Genomic DNA, 17,682 nt, shown 5'->3' with positions numbered 1-17,682 from the left:
GATCAGAGACCGACCACGCCGGGGAGGCCGCCAATGTCCTTGATCTCGACGTAGCGGTAGGCCGGGTTGCCCGGGCCGTGGCCGCGATTGACGAAGACCTTGTTGACGATGCCCAGGTCGTCCGCTGACATCAAGTCGTAGCGCAGGCTGGAGGACACGTGCAGCACGTCCTCGGGGTTGCAGCCCAGCGAATCGAGCATGTATTCGAAGGCCTGCAGGCGCGGCTTGTACGCCTGGGCCTGCTGCGCGGTGTAGACGCGATGGAAGGGCGCGCCGAGCATGGCGACGTTCTTCTGGATCTGGCTGTCCGAGGCGTTCGACATGATCACCAGCGGGATCTCCCTGGCGACCTTTGCAAGGCCGGCAGGGACGTCGTCATGTGGGCCCCAGGTCGGCACCGCGTCATAGTACTTCTGCGCCTCATGGTCGAGGTACTGGATCTTCCACTTCTTGCACAGGCGGCGCACCGCGTTCTTCAGCACCACGTCGTAGGGCTGCCAGTCGCCCAGCACCTCGTCGAAGCGGTAGGCGCTGAAGTCGGCGACGAACTGCTCCATGCGTTCGGCCGGGATGCGGTCGGCGAACATGTCGCGCGCCAAGTCGCCCATGCGAAAGCGCGTGAGGGTGCCATAGCAGTCGAAGGTGATGTACTTGGGACGGAAGGTCATGGTCTCTATTCCTTAAATGACAGATGTAAATGAGGCGAACTGATGACGACGTGATTGCAGCACGCACAAGCGCTGAGGCCGTAGGGAAATTGGGCGTCTGGCACACGAAAACTGCGGTTTGGAGGGGGTGCCGCGGCATCCCGTGCGGTCTGCCCCTTGCGCGTGCAGCGACGCACCTCGGTGCGTCGCTGCGAAGGCGATGCGCACGTTTTTGAAGCGGCAGGCTGGGTCATGCTCAGGCCATGATCCACACTTTGCGCACGGTCTCGAGGGTGCGCCAGGTGCCGGTGTAGCCGGGCTTCATGATGAAGCAGTCCCCGGCCTTGTATGTGACCGGGCGCTGTCCGTCCTCGGTGAGCTCGACCACGCCGGACAGGATCAGGCAGAACTCCCAGGTCTCGCCCTTGATGGAGCGGTTGACGCCGGGCGTCGACTCCCACACGCCAGCGCGCACCTTGTCGTCCTTGGCGCTGTCGACATCCCAGTTGCGGCACACGATGTCGCCTTCTATGGCGCGTTCAGCGGGCGGCCGGTACTCACGCGGTTCGCCGAGTTGATCGAAGTTGAAGTCGATGAGCAGATTCTTTGACATGAAAAGTGGACTCTCAGGAGGGTGGAACACGACCCTGATGCTAAGTTTGGGCGTTCTCGCGTGGGTGCCGAAGCAGATGCCGAAAACGGTGGCAAATGCCGATTGGCTGCGCGGCGAAGCGCAATCTGCTCCGCGCGGGCAATGCGTGAGACTCGGCGATCAATTCGAGAAGTCGTTGCCTGCCGCCAACGCCGGGCCAATGTCGGTGACCCTCGCCATCGACCGGCACACCCCGATGAAATGTCGCTTCTGAACGGAGATCTTGTTGCGATCAGAATCAGGCATCTTCAAGTTCGGGTCGAGGCTTTGGATGCCGATCGACGCCAGGGGGCTCAGCATTTGTATGCGTAAGCGGGCCCGCTGCCGCAGCGAATTGCAAAACACGCACGCTTTGCAGGCGAAGCTTGCGAGTTGCTTGAGAGTGCGAATTCGGTCTGGTGCAGGCCGTCAAATTCGTCCAAGATGAAGGCGTTTCTCCTTTGCAGAAAGAGCCTCTCCGATGCCTGATCGCACCCTGGATGCACCCACCACAGACGAAATGGTGCTGAGACCGATGACGACCGGCGACTTGCCAGTTGCGCACGCGCTGTCGGCGCAGCTGCGCTGGCCGCACCGTCTGACGGACTGGGCGCAGGCGTTCGCGCATGCCGAAGGCTTCGTCGTCGAGCGCGACGGCGCCATCGTTGCCACCGCGCAGCGCTGGCGCTGGGGCGCGCACCACGCCACCATCGGCCTCGTGATCGTGGCGCCGGCCTGCCAGGGACGACGCATCGGGCAACGGTTGATGAGCGCGCTGCTCGAGGGCCTCGACGAACACACCGTGCTGCTGCACGCCACCCCGGAAGGCCGCGGACTGTACGAGCGGCTGGGCTTCGTGCGCACCGGCGAACTGCGGCAGCACCAAGGCATCGCGGAGTCGGCACCGATGATCGCGCTCAAGCCCGGCTGGCGGCTGCGGCCTGCCGGACTCCATGAGGCTGCAGGTCTGCAGGCGCTCGACGCGGCGGCGCGCGGCATGCCGCGCGATGCGTTGATCGCTGACCTGCTCGCCGGCGCGGATGCCTGCGTGGTGCTCGATCACGACAACGAGCCGCTGGGCTTCGCGATGCTGCGGCGCTTCGGACGCGGGCACGCGATCGGTCCGGTCGTCGCGCCCGACGCCGAAGGCGCCAAGGCGCTGATCGCGCATCTCGCCGGACTCAACGCCGGCAACTTCACGCGTATCGACATCGACTTCGCAAGCGGGCTGACTGAATGGCTCGAAAGCATCGGCCTGCCGTGCGTGGACGCCCCGACGACGATGGTGCGCGGTGCCCCGCTTGCCGAGCCGCCGGGCGGGCCGAAGATGTTCGCGATCGTGACCCAAGCTATCGGTTGATGGCAATGGGCACGACCACCTTCCTCTACAAATCAGATCCGGTGCGCGGCCGCCAGTGGGCCGAGGTGTTCCGGCGCCGCGCGCCCGAGATCGACTTCCGCATCTGGCCCGACGTCGGCGATGCGGCGCAGGTGCGCTTTCTTGCGGCCTGGGAACCGCCACAGGACCTGGCCGAGCGCTTCCCGAACCTCGAGGTGCTGTTCTCCTCCGGCGCCGGCGTTGACCAGTTCGACTTTGCGACATTGCCCCCCGCACTGCCGGTGGTGCGCATGGTGGAGCCCGGCATCGTGCGCGGCATGGTCGAGTACGTGACGCACGCGGTGCTCGGCCTGCATCGCGACATGCCGCGCTACCGGCGTCAGCAGCAGGAGGCCCAGTGGAGCCCGCTGCCGGTGCGGTCCGCCGACGAGCGGCGCGTCGGCGTGCTCGGGCTCGGCTCGCTGGGCCAGGCGGTGCTGGCGCAGCTTGTCGGCCTGGGCTTTGATTGCGCAGGGTGGAGCCGTTCTCGGCATGCAGTCAACGGCGTGCAATGCCATGCGGGTGCCGACGAGCTGCCGTCCTTCCTCGCGCGTACCGAGATCCTCGTGTGCCTGCTGCCGCTCACCGATTCGACGCGCGGTTTTCTCGATGCGCGGCTGTTCTCGATGCTGCCGGAAGGCGCGGGCCTCGTGCATGTCGGCCGCGGGCCGCAGTTGATCGATACCGATCTGCTGGCTGCATTGGCCAGCGGCCAGATCGGCGATGCCGTGCTCGACGTGACCGAGCCTGAGCCGCTGCCGCCGGCGCATGCGTTCTGGCGCCACCCGAACGTCCAGCTCACGCCGCACATCGCGAGCATGACGCAGCCCTTGAGCGCGGCCGAGGTCGTGCTGGACAACCTGCGCCGTTTCGAGGCCAGCGAACCGATGATCGGCCTCGTCGATCGCGCGCGGGGGTACTGAGAAGATGCAGGAACCTCAACGGGACAACGAGCGAGCAGCGCTGGGAGCAGGTGCGCGAGCGCTATCCGGCGCAGGAACCCCTGCTCAACCTGAACAACGCGGTCGTCAGCCCGCCGACCCGAGTGGTGGAGCAGGCCGCGATCGAGGACTTTCGCCTGGTCAGCCGCAATCCGAACGTCAACATGTGGACCTTGCCATCACGACGGACAGAGCAGGCGCGGATGCCGGGTCGGCAACGGGTGCCAGCTCGCGCTCGGCCACTTCGCAGAACCAGCGCACGCCCAGCGGCAACGCATCGTCGTTGAAGTCATAGCAAGGGTGATGCAGCGCGCGTTCGCCATCCGGCCCCGGATCGGCGCGGCCCTGGCCCAGCCATAGGTAGGCGCCGGGCCGGTGTTTCAACATGAAGGCGAAGTCCTCCGAGGTGAAGGCGGCGCGCGGCGCCATGTCGGCCTGCAGGCCGATGGATTTGGCCGCGGCCAGCGCGAGCGCAGCCTCGGTGGCCGTGTTGACGGTGGCCGGGTAGTACCGCACATAGCGCACCTCCGCCTGCGTGCCGCTGGCCAGCGCCACGCCGTCCACAGTGGCGCGCAGCGCCGCCTCGATGCGGTCCTGCGATGCGGCATCTAAGCTGCGCACGGTGCCGGTGATCGACACCTGGGCCGGCAGCACGTTGTGGCTGTGGCCGCCTTCGATGCGCGTGACCGACAGCACCGCCGATTCGCCCGGGTCGATGCGGCGCGAAACGATGGTGTGCAGCTGCGCAACGAGCTGACTGGCAGCGAGGATCGCGTCCGGTGTGTGATGCGGCTGCGCCGCATGGCCGCCGCGACCGCGCAGCACGATGTCGAAGCGGTCGGCCGCGGCCATGATCGGGCCGGCCCGCGTCTGTACATGGCCGATGGGCAGGTCGGGCCAGTTGTGGAGCGCATAGACGCTGTCGCAGGGGAAGCGCTCGAACAGACCGTCCTCGATCATCGCTCGCGCGCCGCCCTTGCCTTCTTCGGCCGGCTGGAAGATGAAGTGCACCGTGCCGTCGAAGCGCCGCGTGCGCGCCAGCTGGCGCGCGGCGCCGATCAGCATGCTGGTGTGGCCGTCGTGGCCGCATCCATGGTGCACGCCCTGCGTGCGGCTGGCATGGGCGGCGCGCCCCAGTTCGACCATCGGCAGCGCATCCATGTCGGCACGCAGGCCGACGCTGCGCGTCCCGCTGCCGGAGCTGAGCGTGCCGACCACGCCGGTGCCGCCCAGGCCTTCATGGACCTCGAGGCCGAGCAGCCGCAGCGCCTGCGCCACGAGCGCCGCCGTGCGCCTTTCCTCGAACGCGAGCTCGGGATGTGCGTGCAGGTCGCGACGCAGCGCGACCAGTTCGGGCAACAGGTCGGCGACCGGCGCGGCGATCGCGTGCAGCGTCAACGCCCCGCCTCGACGGCGTCGGCCAGCTCGGCCAGCGTGTGGAAGTGGTAGTCGGGCTGGGTGTGTTCGGATTCGAGCGTGCCGCCGGAACCCTTCTGTCCATGGCGGCGCTCGATCCAGCAGGTGGTGATGCCCAACTGCTTGGAAATGCCGATGTCGTGGTACTGGCTTTGCGCGACGTGCAGGTTGTCCGCCTGCTTGTAGCCCCAGGCGCCCTCGATGCGGCCGCGGGCGTAGGCGAAGTAGCGCGCATCGGGCTTCTCGCACAGCGCGTCGTCGCAGGCGAGCAGCATGTCGAAGGGAGAGCCCAGCGTCTTGTCGAAATGGGCCAGCGCCCATTGCTGCGCATTGGTCATGGTCACCAGCTTGAAGCGCCTGGCCAGGCGCTTCAGTGCGTCCACCGAATCGGGAAACGCCGGCCACTGCGCCACCGAATCGCGCAGGCCCTGCGCGAGTGCGTCGGTGTCGGGCAGGCCCAGCTTCGGTGCGATGGCATGCCAGCAGCGCGCGAGATCGTCGGGGTACCAGCCGGCCGTGCCGTCGGCGCGCGCGTGGCGGTAGGCGGCGAGGAAATCCTCGTCCGTCACCCGGGACTCGGGCACCGCGGAGCGCAGGTAGGCGAGCATGCCGCCCTCGAAATCGATCAGCGTGCCGACGACGTCGAAGGTGAGCACCTTGAAATCTTGCAGGGACATGGTGAAGAGCTCCAGTGATGACGGCAATGCCGTTGCTATGAGCATAGGGGCCGACTTCTGCGCCGCTGAACCAAAGTGGGTGCGCGCTGCGGCACAGGATTTCGTTGTCGGCGCGCTGCCGGCATCTTCTTCTGTCGCCTCCCCCGAACGTCGGATGGCAGACGGTGCCTCGAGCTCTAACGTGACGCCGCATGCTCTGATTGGACTTTGTGGAAAGCGTCTTCAAGGCAATTACTGGCAAGTCGCACCGTGCCACCTTCGGGCTTTTACTGGCCTTTGTGTCGGGCGCGGCTGCCGCCGGTCGAGTGCGCCCGTCGTAGAGCCCCCCGGCATGGACGCGACGGCAGTATCTGCTGTGGCGACTCGCACAACCGCAGCCTGCTCTGCGCAACGACCCCAATCTAGCACCAGCGCGAGAGGCGCGCGGCCTAAGCTTCCGGACATCCTTAAACCCGACCACCGCCCCTCCATGACGCACTCCGCCGCACTCCCCAACCTGGCCGCGCTCGATGTCATCGACCGCGCCCATCTCATCCATCCCGTCTCGCCCTGGCGCGTACACGAGCAGCGCGGGCCCACCGTGCTCGCCTCGGGCCGCGGCGCGTGGCTCACCGATGCCAGTGGCCACGAACTGCTCGACGCCTTCGCCGGCCTTTGGTGCGTCAACGTGGGCTACGGGCAGGAGAGCGTGGTGCAGGCCGCGGCCGAGCAGATGCGCCGCCTTCCGTATGCGACCGGCTACTTCCATTTCAGCAGCGAGCCTGCCATTCGCCTGGCCGAGAAGCTGGTGCAGATCACGCCGGCTTCGCTGACCCGCGTGTACCTGACGCTCGGCGGCTCCGAGGCGATCGACGCCGCGGTGCGATTCATCGTGCAGTACCACAACGCGACCGGCAAGCCGTCGAAGAAGCAGTTCATCGCGCTGGAGCGCGGCTACCACGGCTCCTCCTCTACCGGCGCCGGCCTGACCGCATTGCCGGCCTTCCATCGCGGCTTCGACCTGCCGCTGCCCACGCAGCACTACATCCCGTCGCCCTACGCCTACCGCCATGCGGACGGCGCCGACCCGCAGGCGCTGATCGCAGCCTCGGTCGCGGCGCTGCGCGCCAAGGTGGCCGAGCTGGGCGCGGACAACGTGGCGGCCTTCTTCTGCGAGCCGATTCAGGGCTCGGGCGGCGTCATCGTTCCGCCCAAAGGCTGGCTGAAGGCCATGCGCGAGGCCACGCGCGAGCTCGGCATCCTCTTTGTCGTCGACGAGGTCATCACCGGCTTCGGCCGCACCGGCCCCATGTTCGCGTGCGAGGCGGAGGGCGTGGAGCCCGACCTGATGACCATGGCCAAGGGCCTGACCGCCGGCTACGCGCCGATGGGCGCAACGATGATGTCGGAGCAGGTCTATGCCGGCATCGCCGACGGTGCGCCGGCGGGCGCGTCGATCGGACATGGCGCGACCTATTCGGCACACCCGGTCAGCGCCGCGGTCGCGCTGGAGGTGCTGCGCCTGTACGAGGAGGGCGGCGTGCTCGCCAACGGCCAGCGCGGCGCGGCCCACTTCGCGGCCGGGCTCGATGGGCTGCGTGCGCATCCGCTGGTAGGCGATGCGCGCTATCGCGGACTGCTCGGCGCGCTCGAGCTGGTGAGCGACAAGGCGAGCAAGCGCGGCTTCGATGCCGCACTCGGCCTGGCCGACCGCATCTTCGCCGCCGGCTACCGAAACGGCTTGGTGTTCCGTTCCTTCGGCGACCACATTCTCGGCTTTGCGCCGGCGCTCACCTTCACCGAAGACGAGTTCGCGCAGATGTTCTCGCGCCTGAAGAAGACGCTCGACGAGGTGCTCGAAGCGCCGGACGTTCGCGCTGCATTGGCTGCCTGAGCGAAAACCCGCATACCGACCCCCCAACACAACGAGACAGACGCAGAATCGGGCTATCTTCGTTTTTCGGCACCGCCATGTCAGAAGCCTTCAAAATCGACCGACTCGACCTGCGCATCCTGGCGCAACTCCAGAAGAACGGGCGCATGACCAACGTGGACCTGGCGGATGAGGTGGGCCTGTCGCCCAGCCCCTGCCTGATCCGCGTGAAGCGGCTCGAGCAGGCCGGCTATATCGCCGGCTACGGTGCCCACCTGCGGCTGGAGAAGCTCGGCGACACGCTCACCGTATTCACCGAGGTCACGCTGCAGGACCACCACCGTGAGGATTTCGTGCGCTTTGAGGCCGCCATCCGCGAGGTCGACGAGGTGCTCGAATGCCACCTGGTGAGCGGCGGCTACGACTACTTGCTGCGCTTCCTGACGCGGGGTGTGAACCACTACCAGGAAGTGATCGAGGAACTGCTCGAACGCAACATCGGAATCGCGAAGTACTTCAGCTACATCGTCATCAAGTCGCCGTTCATCAAGACGCACAGTCCGATCGAGCGGCTGTTTCCGCATCCGCGCTGAGGCGCTTTCGTTCCGTCCATTCCCGGCTGCACGTGGCCGACGGCAGGATCTGCTTGTAGCGACTCGCACAACCGCAGGCTCCTTCGTGCAAGACCCTCATTGCAGCACCGGCGCGAGGGGCACGCAGCCTAAACTTTTTGCCATGAACTCCCCGATCATCGAACACCTCAGGAGTGCTTGCCGCCTGGACCGCATGTACGTTGGCGGCGAGTGGGTCGTGCCCGAAGCGCAGGCTCGCAGCGCCGTCGTCGACCCATCGACGGACGAGCCCGTCGCGGAGATCGCGCTGGGAAGTTCAAGAGACGTTGCTGCCGCGGTGGCTGCAGCGCAGCGCGCCTTCGTGACAGGGTCCGTGAGCTCCCCGCACAGCAGGGCCTTGCTTCTCGATCGCGTGCACAGTCTGATCCTCGAGCGCGCGGAGTTGTTTGCCCAGGCCATCTCACTGGAGATGGGCGCGGCAATCGGCATGGCGCGTAGCACTCAGGTGCCTGTTGCGGCGGAGCACATCCGCGTGGCCCGGGACATTGCGGGCAGCTATCCCTTCCTCACCCATCGGGGTGACACGGCCATCGTGCGCGAGGCGATCGGCGTGTGCGGCCTGATCACCCCCTGGAACTGGCCGCTCTACCAGATCACCGCCAAGGTCGGTCCCGCCTTGGCGGCGGGATGCACCGTCGTCCTGAAGCCCAGCGAGCTGTCGCCGCTAAGCGCGTTGTTGTTCGCGGAAGTGATGCACGACGCCGGCGCTCCGGCGGGTGTGTTCAACCTGGTCAACGGCCAAGGGCCAGAGGTAGGCGCCGCTCTGGCTGCGCACCCGGACGTCGACATGATCTCCATCACCGGCTCCACCCGGGCTGGCGTGCTGGTGGCCCAGGCCGCCGCGCCGACGGTCAAGCGCGTGGCGCAGGAACTGGGCGGCAAGTCGCCCAACGTCATCCTGCCCGATGCCGATTTCGCGCGCGCCATACCGGCTGCGGTGGCGGCCGGTATGCGCAACGTCGGCCAGTCCTGCAGTGCGCCCACCCGCATCCTCGTGCCGCGCGAACGCCTCGCGGAGGTCGAGCGGCTCGCATGCGAGACAGCCTCTGCATTTGTCGTGGGCGATCCGCGGTCGCCGCAGACCACGCACGGCCCAGTGGCCAATCGCGCGCAGTTCAATCGCGTGCAGGAGATGATCGGTGTCGGCATGGCCGAAGGCGCCCGCCTCGTCTGCGGCGGCCCCGGTCGGCCGCAGGGGCTGGAGCGTGGCTGCTACGTGCGCCCGACACTTTTCTCCGACGTGCAGCCGCAGATGCGGATCGCGCAGGAAGAGATCTTCGGCCCGGTGCTGGTGATCATCGCCTACGACAGCGTGGACGAGGCGGTGGCCATCGCCAACGGCACCGAATACGGCCTGGGCGCGCACGTGCAGGGCCGCGACCTGGCGGCTGCGCACGCGGTGGCCTTGCGCATCCGCGCCGGGCAGGTCCACCTCAACAACCCGCCCTGGAGCCCCGATGCGCCCTTCGGCGGCTACAAGCGCTCGGGCAATGGCCGCGAGTACGGCGTCGAAGGCCTGGAGGAATACCTCGAGACCAAGGCCATCCTCGGCTACCTGGAAGGCCCGGCGCCCACTGCCGCATGAGGGCGCGAACGCAGACAAATACCCGCAACTCAAAGGAACAACGACCATGACCGTGGCCCTGCTGCTGCACCGCGCCGATGGCGCATCGCCATCGACCTCTTTCCGCAAGGCCGCCTTCGGCCCGGCCGATCCCTTCGCTCGCGATCGCGAAATCGCCTGGGAAGGACCAGGCGCGATGAGCGCTGGCCGCGTCAGCTTCTCCGGTGGCCTCGATGTCGCGCGCTTTCCCCACATCGAGACCCTTGTGGTGGTGGAGGGCGAGCTGACCCTGACGGTGGCCGGAGAGGCGCCGCTGGTGCTCGGCGCGCAAGCGGGCGCGGTCATCGGATGCGGCACCGCACTTCACATCCAGGCTGCAGCGCGCACGCGGTTCGTCTTTTGCGCGGCCGCTTGCGAGAAGCCGACCCAGCGCGGCGTCACTGCACTGCGCGCCGAAGCCAACTTCAAGCCGTCCAATCCGCCACCGGCCGAGACGCTGCTGGGTCCCACGCCGCAATGCCGCAGCGACAACGTGTTCACCGACGACGGCGCGCAGTACCTCGCGGGCACCTGGGAGTCGACCCCTTACCACCGGATCGTCCGGGCCCATCGCCTCAACGAGTTCATGTTCCTGCTGGCCGGCGGCGTGCGGTTTGCTGCCCCTGACGGCAGCGTGCTGTCTGCCGTCACCGGCGATGCGCTGTTCGTGCCGCAGGGCGCACCGATCGGCTGGGAGAGCAGCGATCACGTGGCGAAGCTCTACGTGTGCCAGAGCGTTGCAGCCTGAGGCGACGATCGAGCCCCAGCCATGTCCCAGCCACTGCGTCTCGTTGAGACCTCGCCCAACCTGCCAGCCCGTGCCGACGTCGTCGTGATCGGCGGCGGGATCATCGGTGTCTTCACCGCCTACTACCTGGCCCAGCGCGGGCTGTCGGTCGCCGTGGTCGAAAAGGGCCGCATCGGCGCCGAACAATCGAGCCGCAACTGGGGCTGGTGCCGCCAGCAGAACCGCGACGCGCGCGAACTGCCCATGTCCACCCGGAGCCTGGAGTTGTGGGATCAGTTTGCCGCAGACAGCGGCGAAGACACGGGCTTCAAGCGCTGCGGCTTGCTGTACCTCAGCAACGACGAGGCCCAGATTGCCGGCTGGGCCAAATGGCGCGAGTTTGCGACGACGGTTGGCGTGACCACGCACATGCTCAGCGGCCGCGAGGCCTCGGAGCGTGGCCAGGCGACCGGCCGCGCGTGGAAAGGCGGCGTCTTCTCACCCAGCGACGGCACGGCCGATCCGGCCAAGGCGGCGCCGGCCGTCGCCGCCGCGCTCATGAAACTCGGCGGCACCGTCCACCAGAACTGCGCCGCGCGTGGCATCGAGATGGAGGGTGGCCGGCTCAGCGGCGTGGTGACCGAAGCGGGGACGATCAAGACCCGTACCGCCGTGCTCGCAGGCGGCGCGTGGGCGTCCTCGTTCTGCAACCAGCTCGGCGTGCAGTTTCCGGTCGCCACGATCCGCCAATCGATCGTGCGCCTGGCGCCGGTGGAGCAGCAACTGCCGGCCGCGCTGACCAGCCCACGCGTTGCCATCACCCGGCGCCCTGACGGCCACTACGTCCTGGCGATCAGCGGCCGAGGGCGCGCCGACCCCACGGCACAGCTGGTGCGCTTCGCACCGCAGTTCTTGCCGATGTTCGCCAAGCGCTGGCGCAACGTGTTTCCCGGCGGCCTGGAAGGCATCCGATGGGGCCACGAAACCCGCGCTCGATGGAAGCTGGACGCTCCCACACCGATGGAACGGGCGCGCATCCTCGACCCGACGCCCGACCCCGCGGGTGTCCGCGAAATCCACCGCCGTGCCGTCGATCTGTTGCCTGTGCTGCGCGAAGCCCGCATCGTCAACACCTGGGCGGGCTACATCGACAGCACGCCCGACGGCGTGCCGGGTATCGGAGAACTGCCGCAGGTGCCAGGCTTCATCCTGGCCGCGGGCTTCTCCGGCCACGGCTTCGGCATCGGCCCCGGCGCAGGCCACCTGATCGCCGACCTGGTGTCCGGGGCCAAGCCGATCTTCGATCCCGCGCCTTTCAGCCCGGCACGGTTCAGAGGTTCGGCGTGGGGCAAGGTTGCTGACTTCTAGGTTTGCCGGCACGCCGATGGTCCTGCTGGCCGACCGCGCGCGGCGCTACCGAAAGCAGTTGCCCGAGCCCTTGATTCATGGAGAGATCACCCCGATGAAGACACTGTTGCTGAACAAAGAGGATGTAGGAAGCCTGATTTCCATGAAGGAAGTCATCGGAACGGTGGAGGAGGCGTACAAGGCCTTCAACAGTGGCCAGGTGAATCAACCGCCGTATACATGCATCCACCTCCCGCCACCCCGGGGCGAAATCGACTTCAAGCTGGGTTATTGCGAGGCCAACGAGATCATCTCGATGAAGGCCTCGTCCGGGGGATTCCCGAACAACCCCACCGAGCACGGCGTGCCCAGCGGCATGGGAACCATCCTCCTGTTCGACGCCAGAACCTGCGCGCTCATCTGCGTGATGGATGGCAGCCTGATCACCGGCCTGAGAACCGGCGCCGCCGGAGCCGTCTCGGTGAAGGCGCTGGCCCGCAAGAACGCGAGGACCATCACCTCCATCGGGACTGGCAATCAGGCCCGGATGCAGATCCGGGCGATCCGGGAGGTGATGACGATCGAAGCCATCCATGCCTGGAGCCACCACCCCCAGACCCTCGCCCAGTACAAGGCCGACATCGAGCGCGAGTTCGGCATCCCGGTGGTGATGGCCCGCTCCAAACAAGACGCGGTGGAACAGGCGGACATTCTCGTCACCACCACCCGCGGCAAAGGCTCGCTGGTGGAAGCCGCCTGGGTCCGACCTGGCACGCATATCGTCGCCATCGGCACGGACACGCAAGGCAAGCAGGAACTGGAGCCGGAGATCTTCAGGAACGCCAAGATCGTCAACGATTCGATCGCGCAATGCGTCGAGAAAGGCGAAACCTGGCACCCGCTGCACAACAACATCATCAGCAAGCACGACATCCACGCCGAGATCGGCGAGATCCTGCTGGGCGAGAAGCCGGGGCGCGAGTCCGACGACGAGATCACGATCTTCGACTCGACGGGCATGGCCATTCAGGACAACACGACGTCGAACCTGATCTATCGCAACGCCATCGCCAGCAACACCGGCATGGCCTTTGAGTTCATTCAATCATGATTCCCCTGCTTGAACACCCCACCCTTCGCGACATCCACCAAGCACGGGAGCGGCTGAAACCGTACATCCGTCACACGCCCTTGCTGCGCGCCGAGAAGATGGAGACCACCCTCGGGTGCGAGGTGTACCTCAAACCCGAGACGCTGCAGATCACCGGGGCCTTCAAGATCCGGGGCGCGCTGAACAAGGCCTTGTCGCTGCCTCGCGAGGCCGTTGCCAACGGCATCATCGCCACGTCTTCAGGCAACCATGCCCAGGGGCTGGCCTACGCAGCGCGGATGCTGGGTGTCAAGGCGCTTCTGGTGGTGCCCGTTACCACCCCGAAAATCAAGGTGGAAAACACCCGGGCGCTCGGCGCGGAGGTGATTCTGTTTGACGGCGACACCGCGGCGCGATGGAAACGCGTTTACGAGATCGCGGCAGAAAACCACTACGCCGTAGTGCACGCATTCGAGGACCCCATGGTCATGGCGGGCCAGGGAACCATCGGATGCGAAATCCTGGAAGACCTGGCCGACGTGGACACCGTCATCATCCCCATGGGCGGCGGGGGTCTCATCTCCGGCATTGCCACCGCCATCAAGGAAACCAGACCCTCCGTACGTGTGGTGGGCTCGGAGCCGGCGCTGACTCCCAAGTACTTCCATAGCCGCATCAACAAGGAGCGCACTTCGCTGCCGCTGAAGAGCACGATCGCCGACGGATTGCGCATCAGTGTGCCGGGCCAGAACCCCTATCCCATCATCGAAAAGTACGTCGACGAGATCGTGCTGGTGGGGGACGAACACATCATCGAGGGCATGCGCATGCTGGCCAAGGACGCCAAGCTGATCGCAGAGCCGGCTGCCTCGATCGGCATTGGCGCGCTGCTGGCGAAAGGACTCAAGGTGACGCCGAAGGAAAAGGTCTGTGTGGTGTTGACAGGCGGCAACTGGGATCTGTGCGATCTTGCCGAAGTCTTTCAACGCGGCAATTGATCGCTCTCGAGTTGGGGTGCCCGCGATAGGAAGGCAACGCCGCCACAGCATCATTTGCCGAGACCACCTCATAACCACATAAGCGCGGCTCGTGGTGATCGTCCTTTTCGTGCATGTATGGACCCAGCGCCTATTGGAAGCTCTTTTCGGTGACTTGACGTAAACGGTTTGCATGCATGTATACGGCTTGTCGGTGGGCGCGTCGAAACATGCCCGCAGCCTCGATGAGATCCGCACACCCCAGTCCTAAGCAAAAAGACGGCTTGATCCCGAAGGGCAGCCGGAACTAAAAACAGGCTTCAGGGTGTCGGTCCAACCAATTTGTTATCACTTCAAAAGCTTCGCAAACCTATGCTGGGTGTCATTCCTCCCTTGATCAAAAATGTGGAGCTGACCGATTGAGGAATTCGTTCAGCGCGCCGCGGCGCTCGACCGGTAAGGCGTATCGCTGCTCAGCAGGGCCTGGATGACCCGCGCATTCTTGTTGGCCAGCGCCACCGCCGCTCGGTTGTAGCCCCGCCGCGCGATTAGGTCCTGGCGCCAGCGACTTTGTGCATCGGCCTTGCCCGCGACGTAGCGCACACCGTTCTCGCCCCGTGGATCAGCAACGTACGAAGGTAGGTGTCGCCCCTCTTGCTGATGCCCTTGAGCTGCGACTTTCCTCCCGACGAGTATTGGCGCGGCACCAGGCCGATCCAGGCCGACAGATGCCGCCCATTCCTGAACTCCTTGGCATCTCCGACGGAGGCCACCCTGGCCGTCGCCGTGATCGTCCCGACGCCGCCAACGACCACGATCTTCTTGCACAGCGGCGAGGGCTTCATGAACATCTGAGCCACGTCTCGGCACGTTGGATATGCTCTTCAAGGGCTTGGATCTGCTGCATGATTTCCAGCACCATCGACTGACAGATGCTGGTGACCTCGTCTTCGCAAGCGCTGAGAATCCGCGGCACCGCGCGCTTGAATGCCTCGGGCGACTTTGCCATCGTCACTCCGCGCTCGCCCAGCAGGCCTCGGGCCTGATTAATCAATGCCGTCCGCTGGTGGACCAGCAGTTGGTGCACCCTGTGCACTGCCTGTATGTCCTGCTGTTCCACCGATTTCACGGCCACGAAGTTCATTCTTGGCCGGCTGGCGGCTTCGACGATGGCTTGCGCATCGTTGCGATCGTTCTTGTTGGTCTTCACAAACGGGGTGACGTACTGAGGGCTGATCACGCACCTCGATGCCCATCTCCCGAAAGCACCTTGCCCAGTGATGGGCCGAGCTGCACGCCTCCATCGCAACGACACGCGGGTGCAGCGAGCGGACAGCCTCGAGGAAGCCGTCACGCATCACCGTGGAGCGGTGCAAGGCGTGACCGCTGCGATCTGCACCGTGAAGTTGAAAGATGCGCTTGGCCAAGTCAATGCCCAGAATGTCGATGTCCATGACAAACCTCCAATGCAAGAGCGGTTGACGGACCGCCCAGTTTGCTATCGGGGTGGCGCCGGGTCCATCACAGTAGAAAGATACGGTTTGATCGAGAGCCTTTGCTGGCGCGGGTTTCAAGTCGGCCCATTCTCCCTGGTCGTGTGCAGTCGCACGGCGACGCCGCCCTTGCCCTGTCCAGCCGACGAAGTGGACGCCGGCATTTGTGCTGCGGAGCGCCGCAAGGTGCTCAAAAACGCTTACGAAGACTTCATGGCTGCCCAAACGTGAAGTTCGCGATTCCCAAGGCGGGCGAGAAGCCCAGAAGAAGGCACGGCCGCCGGGCGGCGAATGAGCGCCGGCGCCTCGCTGATGCCGATCGGGAGCGAGGCAGCCGTCGAGGAGTCTCCGTTCAATTTTTTGGTAGTTGAACTGGACCGAGCTCGCGGTCCGCGCATTCGCGTAGTCGGTTGTGGGGCACCGCTGAATCGGTTGGCCGCCAACGGGACTAACATCGATGCATCCCGGATGTCCTTGCGGCAGGCTCCGGGGCTGTTGCCGCCACCGGAGATGAAAATGGACCCAGCACCGCGGATGGCTTTCTCGCACATGGGCCTCTATGTCTCAGACATGTCTGCGATGGTCGAGTTCTACGAGGACGTGCTTGGCTTCTCGGTGACTGACCGCGCCAACATCCGGGGCGCCGATGTTGTCTTCCTCTCTCGGAATCCTGACGAGCATCATCAGATCGTCCTTGTTCCAGGTCGTGTGCCCGACAGGCCGTCCACGGTCAATCAAATCTCCTTCCGCGTCATCTCGATCGCGGAACTTCGCCGTCTTCATTCTGAGGTCAAGGCGCTGGGTGTCGCCGGCCTCAATCCGACCAACCATGGAGGATCTTGGTCGATCTATTTTCTTGACCCCGAAGGCAATCGAATCGAACTGTTTGCACCCACTCCCTGGTATGTACCGCCAATCTCGATTCCGCTCGACATGGCCCTATCCGACGACGAAATCTACAAGCTGACCGAGGACACGGTGAATGCGACGCCAGGGCACATGAGACGAACGGAGTGGCGCGAGCAATTGCGGAATCGACTTGTCGAAGCAGGGACACTAGAACAGCATGCTTCGACGGTTCCACAAAAGCATCTCGACCTTGATAGCTAGGGCCGCAGCGGACCGTCTACCACTAGTGGGCCGTAACGATTGAATCGGGAGTAATTCGCCGTGTTGGGTCGAAGTACTTCCACTTCACGGACTGGGGTTGCTCGTTGTATTTGCGGATGTAGCGCATGAGCTTTCTCTTGAGATCGGGCACCGAGGTGAACACGCCGCGCGCAATCACGTCACGCTCGATCTTGGCGAACCACAGTTCAACCTGGTTGAGCCACGACGAGTAGGCCGGCGTGAAGTGCATATGGAGGTTCGGGTGCTCACTGAGGAATGCGTCGACCTGCTTGGTCTTGTGCGCCGAGAGGTTGTCGGCGATGACATGAATCTCCTTACCGCGGGGCTGATTGGCCACGATGTCGGTCAGGAAGGCCACGAACTCGGCCGAAGTGTGGCGCGTGGCAGTCTTGCCCAGCACTTCGCCGGTCTTGGTATTGAAGGCCGCGTAAAGCGAGAGCGTTCCATGTCTGAAGTACTCAAAGCCATGGCGCTCGGCGCGCCCCGGCGTCAGAGGCAGCACCGGGTCTTTGCGGTCGAGCGCCTGGATCGCCATCTTCTCGTCGACGCTGAAGACGGCCGCATGCTGCGGTGGGTTCAGATACAACCCTATCACGTCGGCGGCCTTGGCTTCAAAGTCCGGATCGTTGGAGGCGAGATAGCCTTCCAGGCGATGCGGCTTGATGCCGTGATTGGCCCAGATGCGCGCCACCGTCATGTGCGAGATGTCGCCACCAAGTTCGGCCGCGAGCTTGCGCGTGGACCAGTGCGTGGAGCCGTCCGCGGGCGTGTGCTTGGTCGTGCGTGCCAGCACACGCGCCTCGATGCGATCGGTCACCTTGTAGCGTTCGCGCCCGGCATGACGAGCAAACAAACCTGCCAAACGATCTGCTGCAAAGCGCTTGCTCCAGTCAGGCGCGCTCGACGCGCCGAGTCCGCTCGCTCGGTCCTCCCACTGGCTCGCCGCTGCAGTTCCACGATCTCGGCTTCGGTCAAGTTCATTGCGCCCTCCGAGGGCCTAATGATACTTCCAATTTAAACGTTACAGTCCACTCATATGGTCGCCATAGTCAATAGCGTTAACGAATGGGTTGTGGTGTGAGATGGGATCGCTCCGGTGATGCGACACGAACGTTGCAGCGACGATGAATCAGACTCATA

16 protein-coding genes and 2 pseudogenes are annotated in these 17,682 nt (G+C 65.3%); 12 read left to right on the top strand and 6 right to left on the bottom strand.

Features of this window, described 5'->3' with window-relative positions:
* Positions 1–2: 2 nt before the first annotated feature.
* Entirely contained in the window at positions 3–668 is a 666-nt protein-coding gene (locus QZH52_RS36145) for a haloacid dehalogenase type II (protein ID WP_286538540.1), read from the bottom strand.
* A 235-nt stretch (positions 669–903) separates the two neighbouring features.
* Positions 904–1,260, bottom strand: coding sequence for a cupin domain-containing protein (locus QZH52_RS36140; protein ID WP_301816124.1), 357 nt, complete (start codon positions 1,258–1,260; stop codon positions 904–906).
* Here QZH52_RS36140 and QZH52_RS36135 point away from each other — a divergent pair.
* The 3 genes from QZH52_RS36135 (at position 1,259) to QZH52_RS36125 (ending at position 3,579) form a co-directional block, all read left to right on the top strand.
* Positions 1,259–1,513, top strand: a complete 255-nt coding sequence (locus QZH52_RS36135) for a hypothetical protein (protein WP_301816123.1) — start codon at positions 1,259–1,261, stop codon at positions 1,511–1,513. The two genes, QZH52_RS36140 and QZH52_RS36135, sit on opposite strands and share 2 nt — an antisense overlap.
* Before the next feature lie 246 nt (positions 1,514–1,759).
* Positions 1,760–2,638, top strand: a complete 879-nt coding sequence (locus QZH52_RS36130) for a GNAT family N-acetyltransferase (protein WP_301816122.1) — start codon at positions 1,760–1,762, stop codon at positions 2,636–2,638.
* A 5-nt stretch (positions 2,639–2,643) separates the two neighbouring features.
* Complete coding sequence (locus tag QZH52_RS36125) at positions 2,644–3,579, top strand: 2-hydroxyacid dehydrogenase (RefSeq protein WP_301816121.1); 936 nt, start codon at positions 2,644–2,646, stop codon at positions 3,577–3,579.
* Between the two features lie 177 nt (positions 3,580–3,756).
* Here QZH52_RS36125 and QZH52_RS36120 read toward each other — a convergent pair whose 3' ends face one another.
* Positions 3,757–4,995 carry a M20 aminoacylase family protein gene (locus tag QZH52_RS36120; RefSeq protein ID WP_301816120.1) on the bottom strand — a complete coding sequence of 413 codons (1,239 nt, stop codon included), beginning with the start codon at positions 4,993–4,995 and terminating at the stop codon, positions 3,757–3,759.
* On the bottom strand, positions 4,992–5,690 hold the full coding sequence (locus QZH52_RS36115; RefSeq protein WP_301816119.1) for an HAD-IA family hydrolase: 699 nt from the start codon (positions 5,688–5,690) through the stop codon (positions 4,992–4,994). The genes QZH52_RS36120 and QZH52_RS36115 overlap by 4 nt, the downstream gene beginning before the upstream one ends.
* A gap of 469 nt (positions 5,691–6,159) precedes the next feature.
* Here QZH52_RS36115 and QZH52_RS36110 point away from each other — a divergent pair, with 469 nt between their 5' ends.
* The 7 genes from QZH52_RS36110 to QZH52_RS36080 all read left to right on the top strand — a co-directional run bounded on the left by QZH52_RS36110 (position 6,160) and on the right by QZH52_RS36080 (position 13,939).
* Complete coding sequence (locus tag QZH52_RS36110; protein ID WP_301816118.1) at positions 6,160–7,563, top strand: aspartate aminotransferase family protein; 1,404 nt, start codon at positions 6,160–6,162, stop codon at positions 7,561–7,563.
* Between the two features lie 77 nt (positions 7,564–7,640).
* Positions 7,641–8,135, top strand: coding sequence for an Lrp/AsnC family transcriptional regulator (locus tag QZH52_RS36105; RefSeq protein WP_286538528.1), 495 nt, complete (start codon positions 7,641–7,643; stop codon positions 8,133–8,135).
* 142 nt (positions 8,136–8,277) lie between these two features.
* The gene (locus QZH52_RS36100) at positions 8,278–9,759 is read left to right on the top strand and encodes an aldehyde dehydrogenase family protein (RefSeq protein ID WP_301816117.1); all 1,482 of its coding nucleotides are present in this window, start codon (positions 8,278–8,280) and stop codon (positions 9,757–9,759) included.
* Between the two features lie 46 nt (positions 9,760–9,805).
* Entirely contained in the window at positions 9,806–10,525 is a 720-nt protein-coding gene (locus tag QZH52_RS36095) for a cupin domain-containing protein (protein ID WP_301816116.1), read from the top strand.
* 21 nt (positions 10,526–10,546) lie between these two features.
* Positions 10,547–11,872 (top strand): NAD(P)/FAD-dependent oxidoreductase, encoded by a 1,326-nt coding sequence (locus tag QZH52_RS36090; RefSeq protein WP_301816115.1) that lies wholly within the window; start codon positions 10,547–10,549, stop codon positions 11,870–11,872.
* Positions 11,873–11,888: 16 nt separating this feature from the next.
* Entirely contained in the window at positions 11,889–12,962 is a 1,074-nt protein-coding gene (locus QZH52_RS36085) for an ornithine cyclodeaminase family protein (RefSeq protein WP_301816114.1), read from the top strand.
* Complete coding sequence (locus tag QZH52_RS36080; RefSeq protein WP_301816113.1) at positions 12,959–13,939, top strand: threonine ammonia-lyase; 981 nt, start codon at positions 12,959–12,961, stop codon at positions 13,937–13,939. Before QZH52_RS36085 ends, QZH52_RS36080 begins: the two co-directional genes overlap by 4 nt.
* 411 nt (positions 13,940–14,350) lie before the next feature.
* On the opposite strand, the pseudogene QZH52_RS36075 reads toward QZH52_RS36080, so the two are convergent.
* Positions 14,351–15,345 (bottom strand): annotated as a pseudogene (locus tag QZH52_RS36075) (IS110 family RNA-guided transposase).
* Between QZH52_RS36075 and QZH52_RS36070 the strand changes: the two are divergent.
* Both QZH52_RS36070 and QZH52_RS36065 read left to right on the top strand, forming a co-directional pair.
* Positions 15,238–15,642 (top strand): hypothetical protein, encoded by a 405-nt coding sequence (locus QZH52_RS36070; protein ID WP_301816147.1) that lies wholly within the window; start codon positions 15,238–15,240, stop codon positions 15,640–15,642. The pseudogene QZH52_RS36075 and the gene QZH52_RS36070 overlap by 108 nt on opposite strands.
* A gap of 60 nt (positions 15,643–15,702) precedes the next feature.
* Positions 15,703–16,521: a VOC family protein gene (locus tag QZH52_RS36065; protein ID WP_301816112.1), complete on the top strand. Its 819-nt coding sequence runs from the start codon at positions 15,703–15,705 to the stop codon at positions 16,519–16,521.
* Between the two features lie 22 nt (positions 16,522–16,543).
* On the opposite strand, the pseudogene QZH52_RS36060 reads toward QZH52_RS36065, so the two are convergent.
* Positions 16,544–17,523, bottom strand: a pseudogene (locus QZH52_RS36060) (IS630 family transposase).
* Positions 17,524–17,682 lie beyond the last annotated feature (159 nt).

This window comes from Variovorax ginsengisoli, from assembly GCF_030486595.1.
Lineage (GTDB): Bacteria > Pseudomonadota > Gammaproteobacteria > Burkholderiales > Burkholderiaceae_C > Variovorax > Variovorax ginsengisoli_B.
This window is presented reverse-complemented; position numbering and strand designations above follow the sequence as displayed.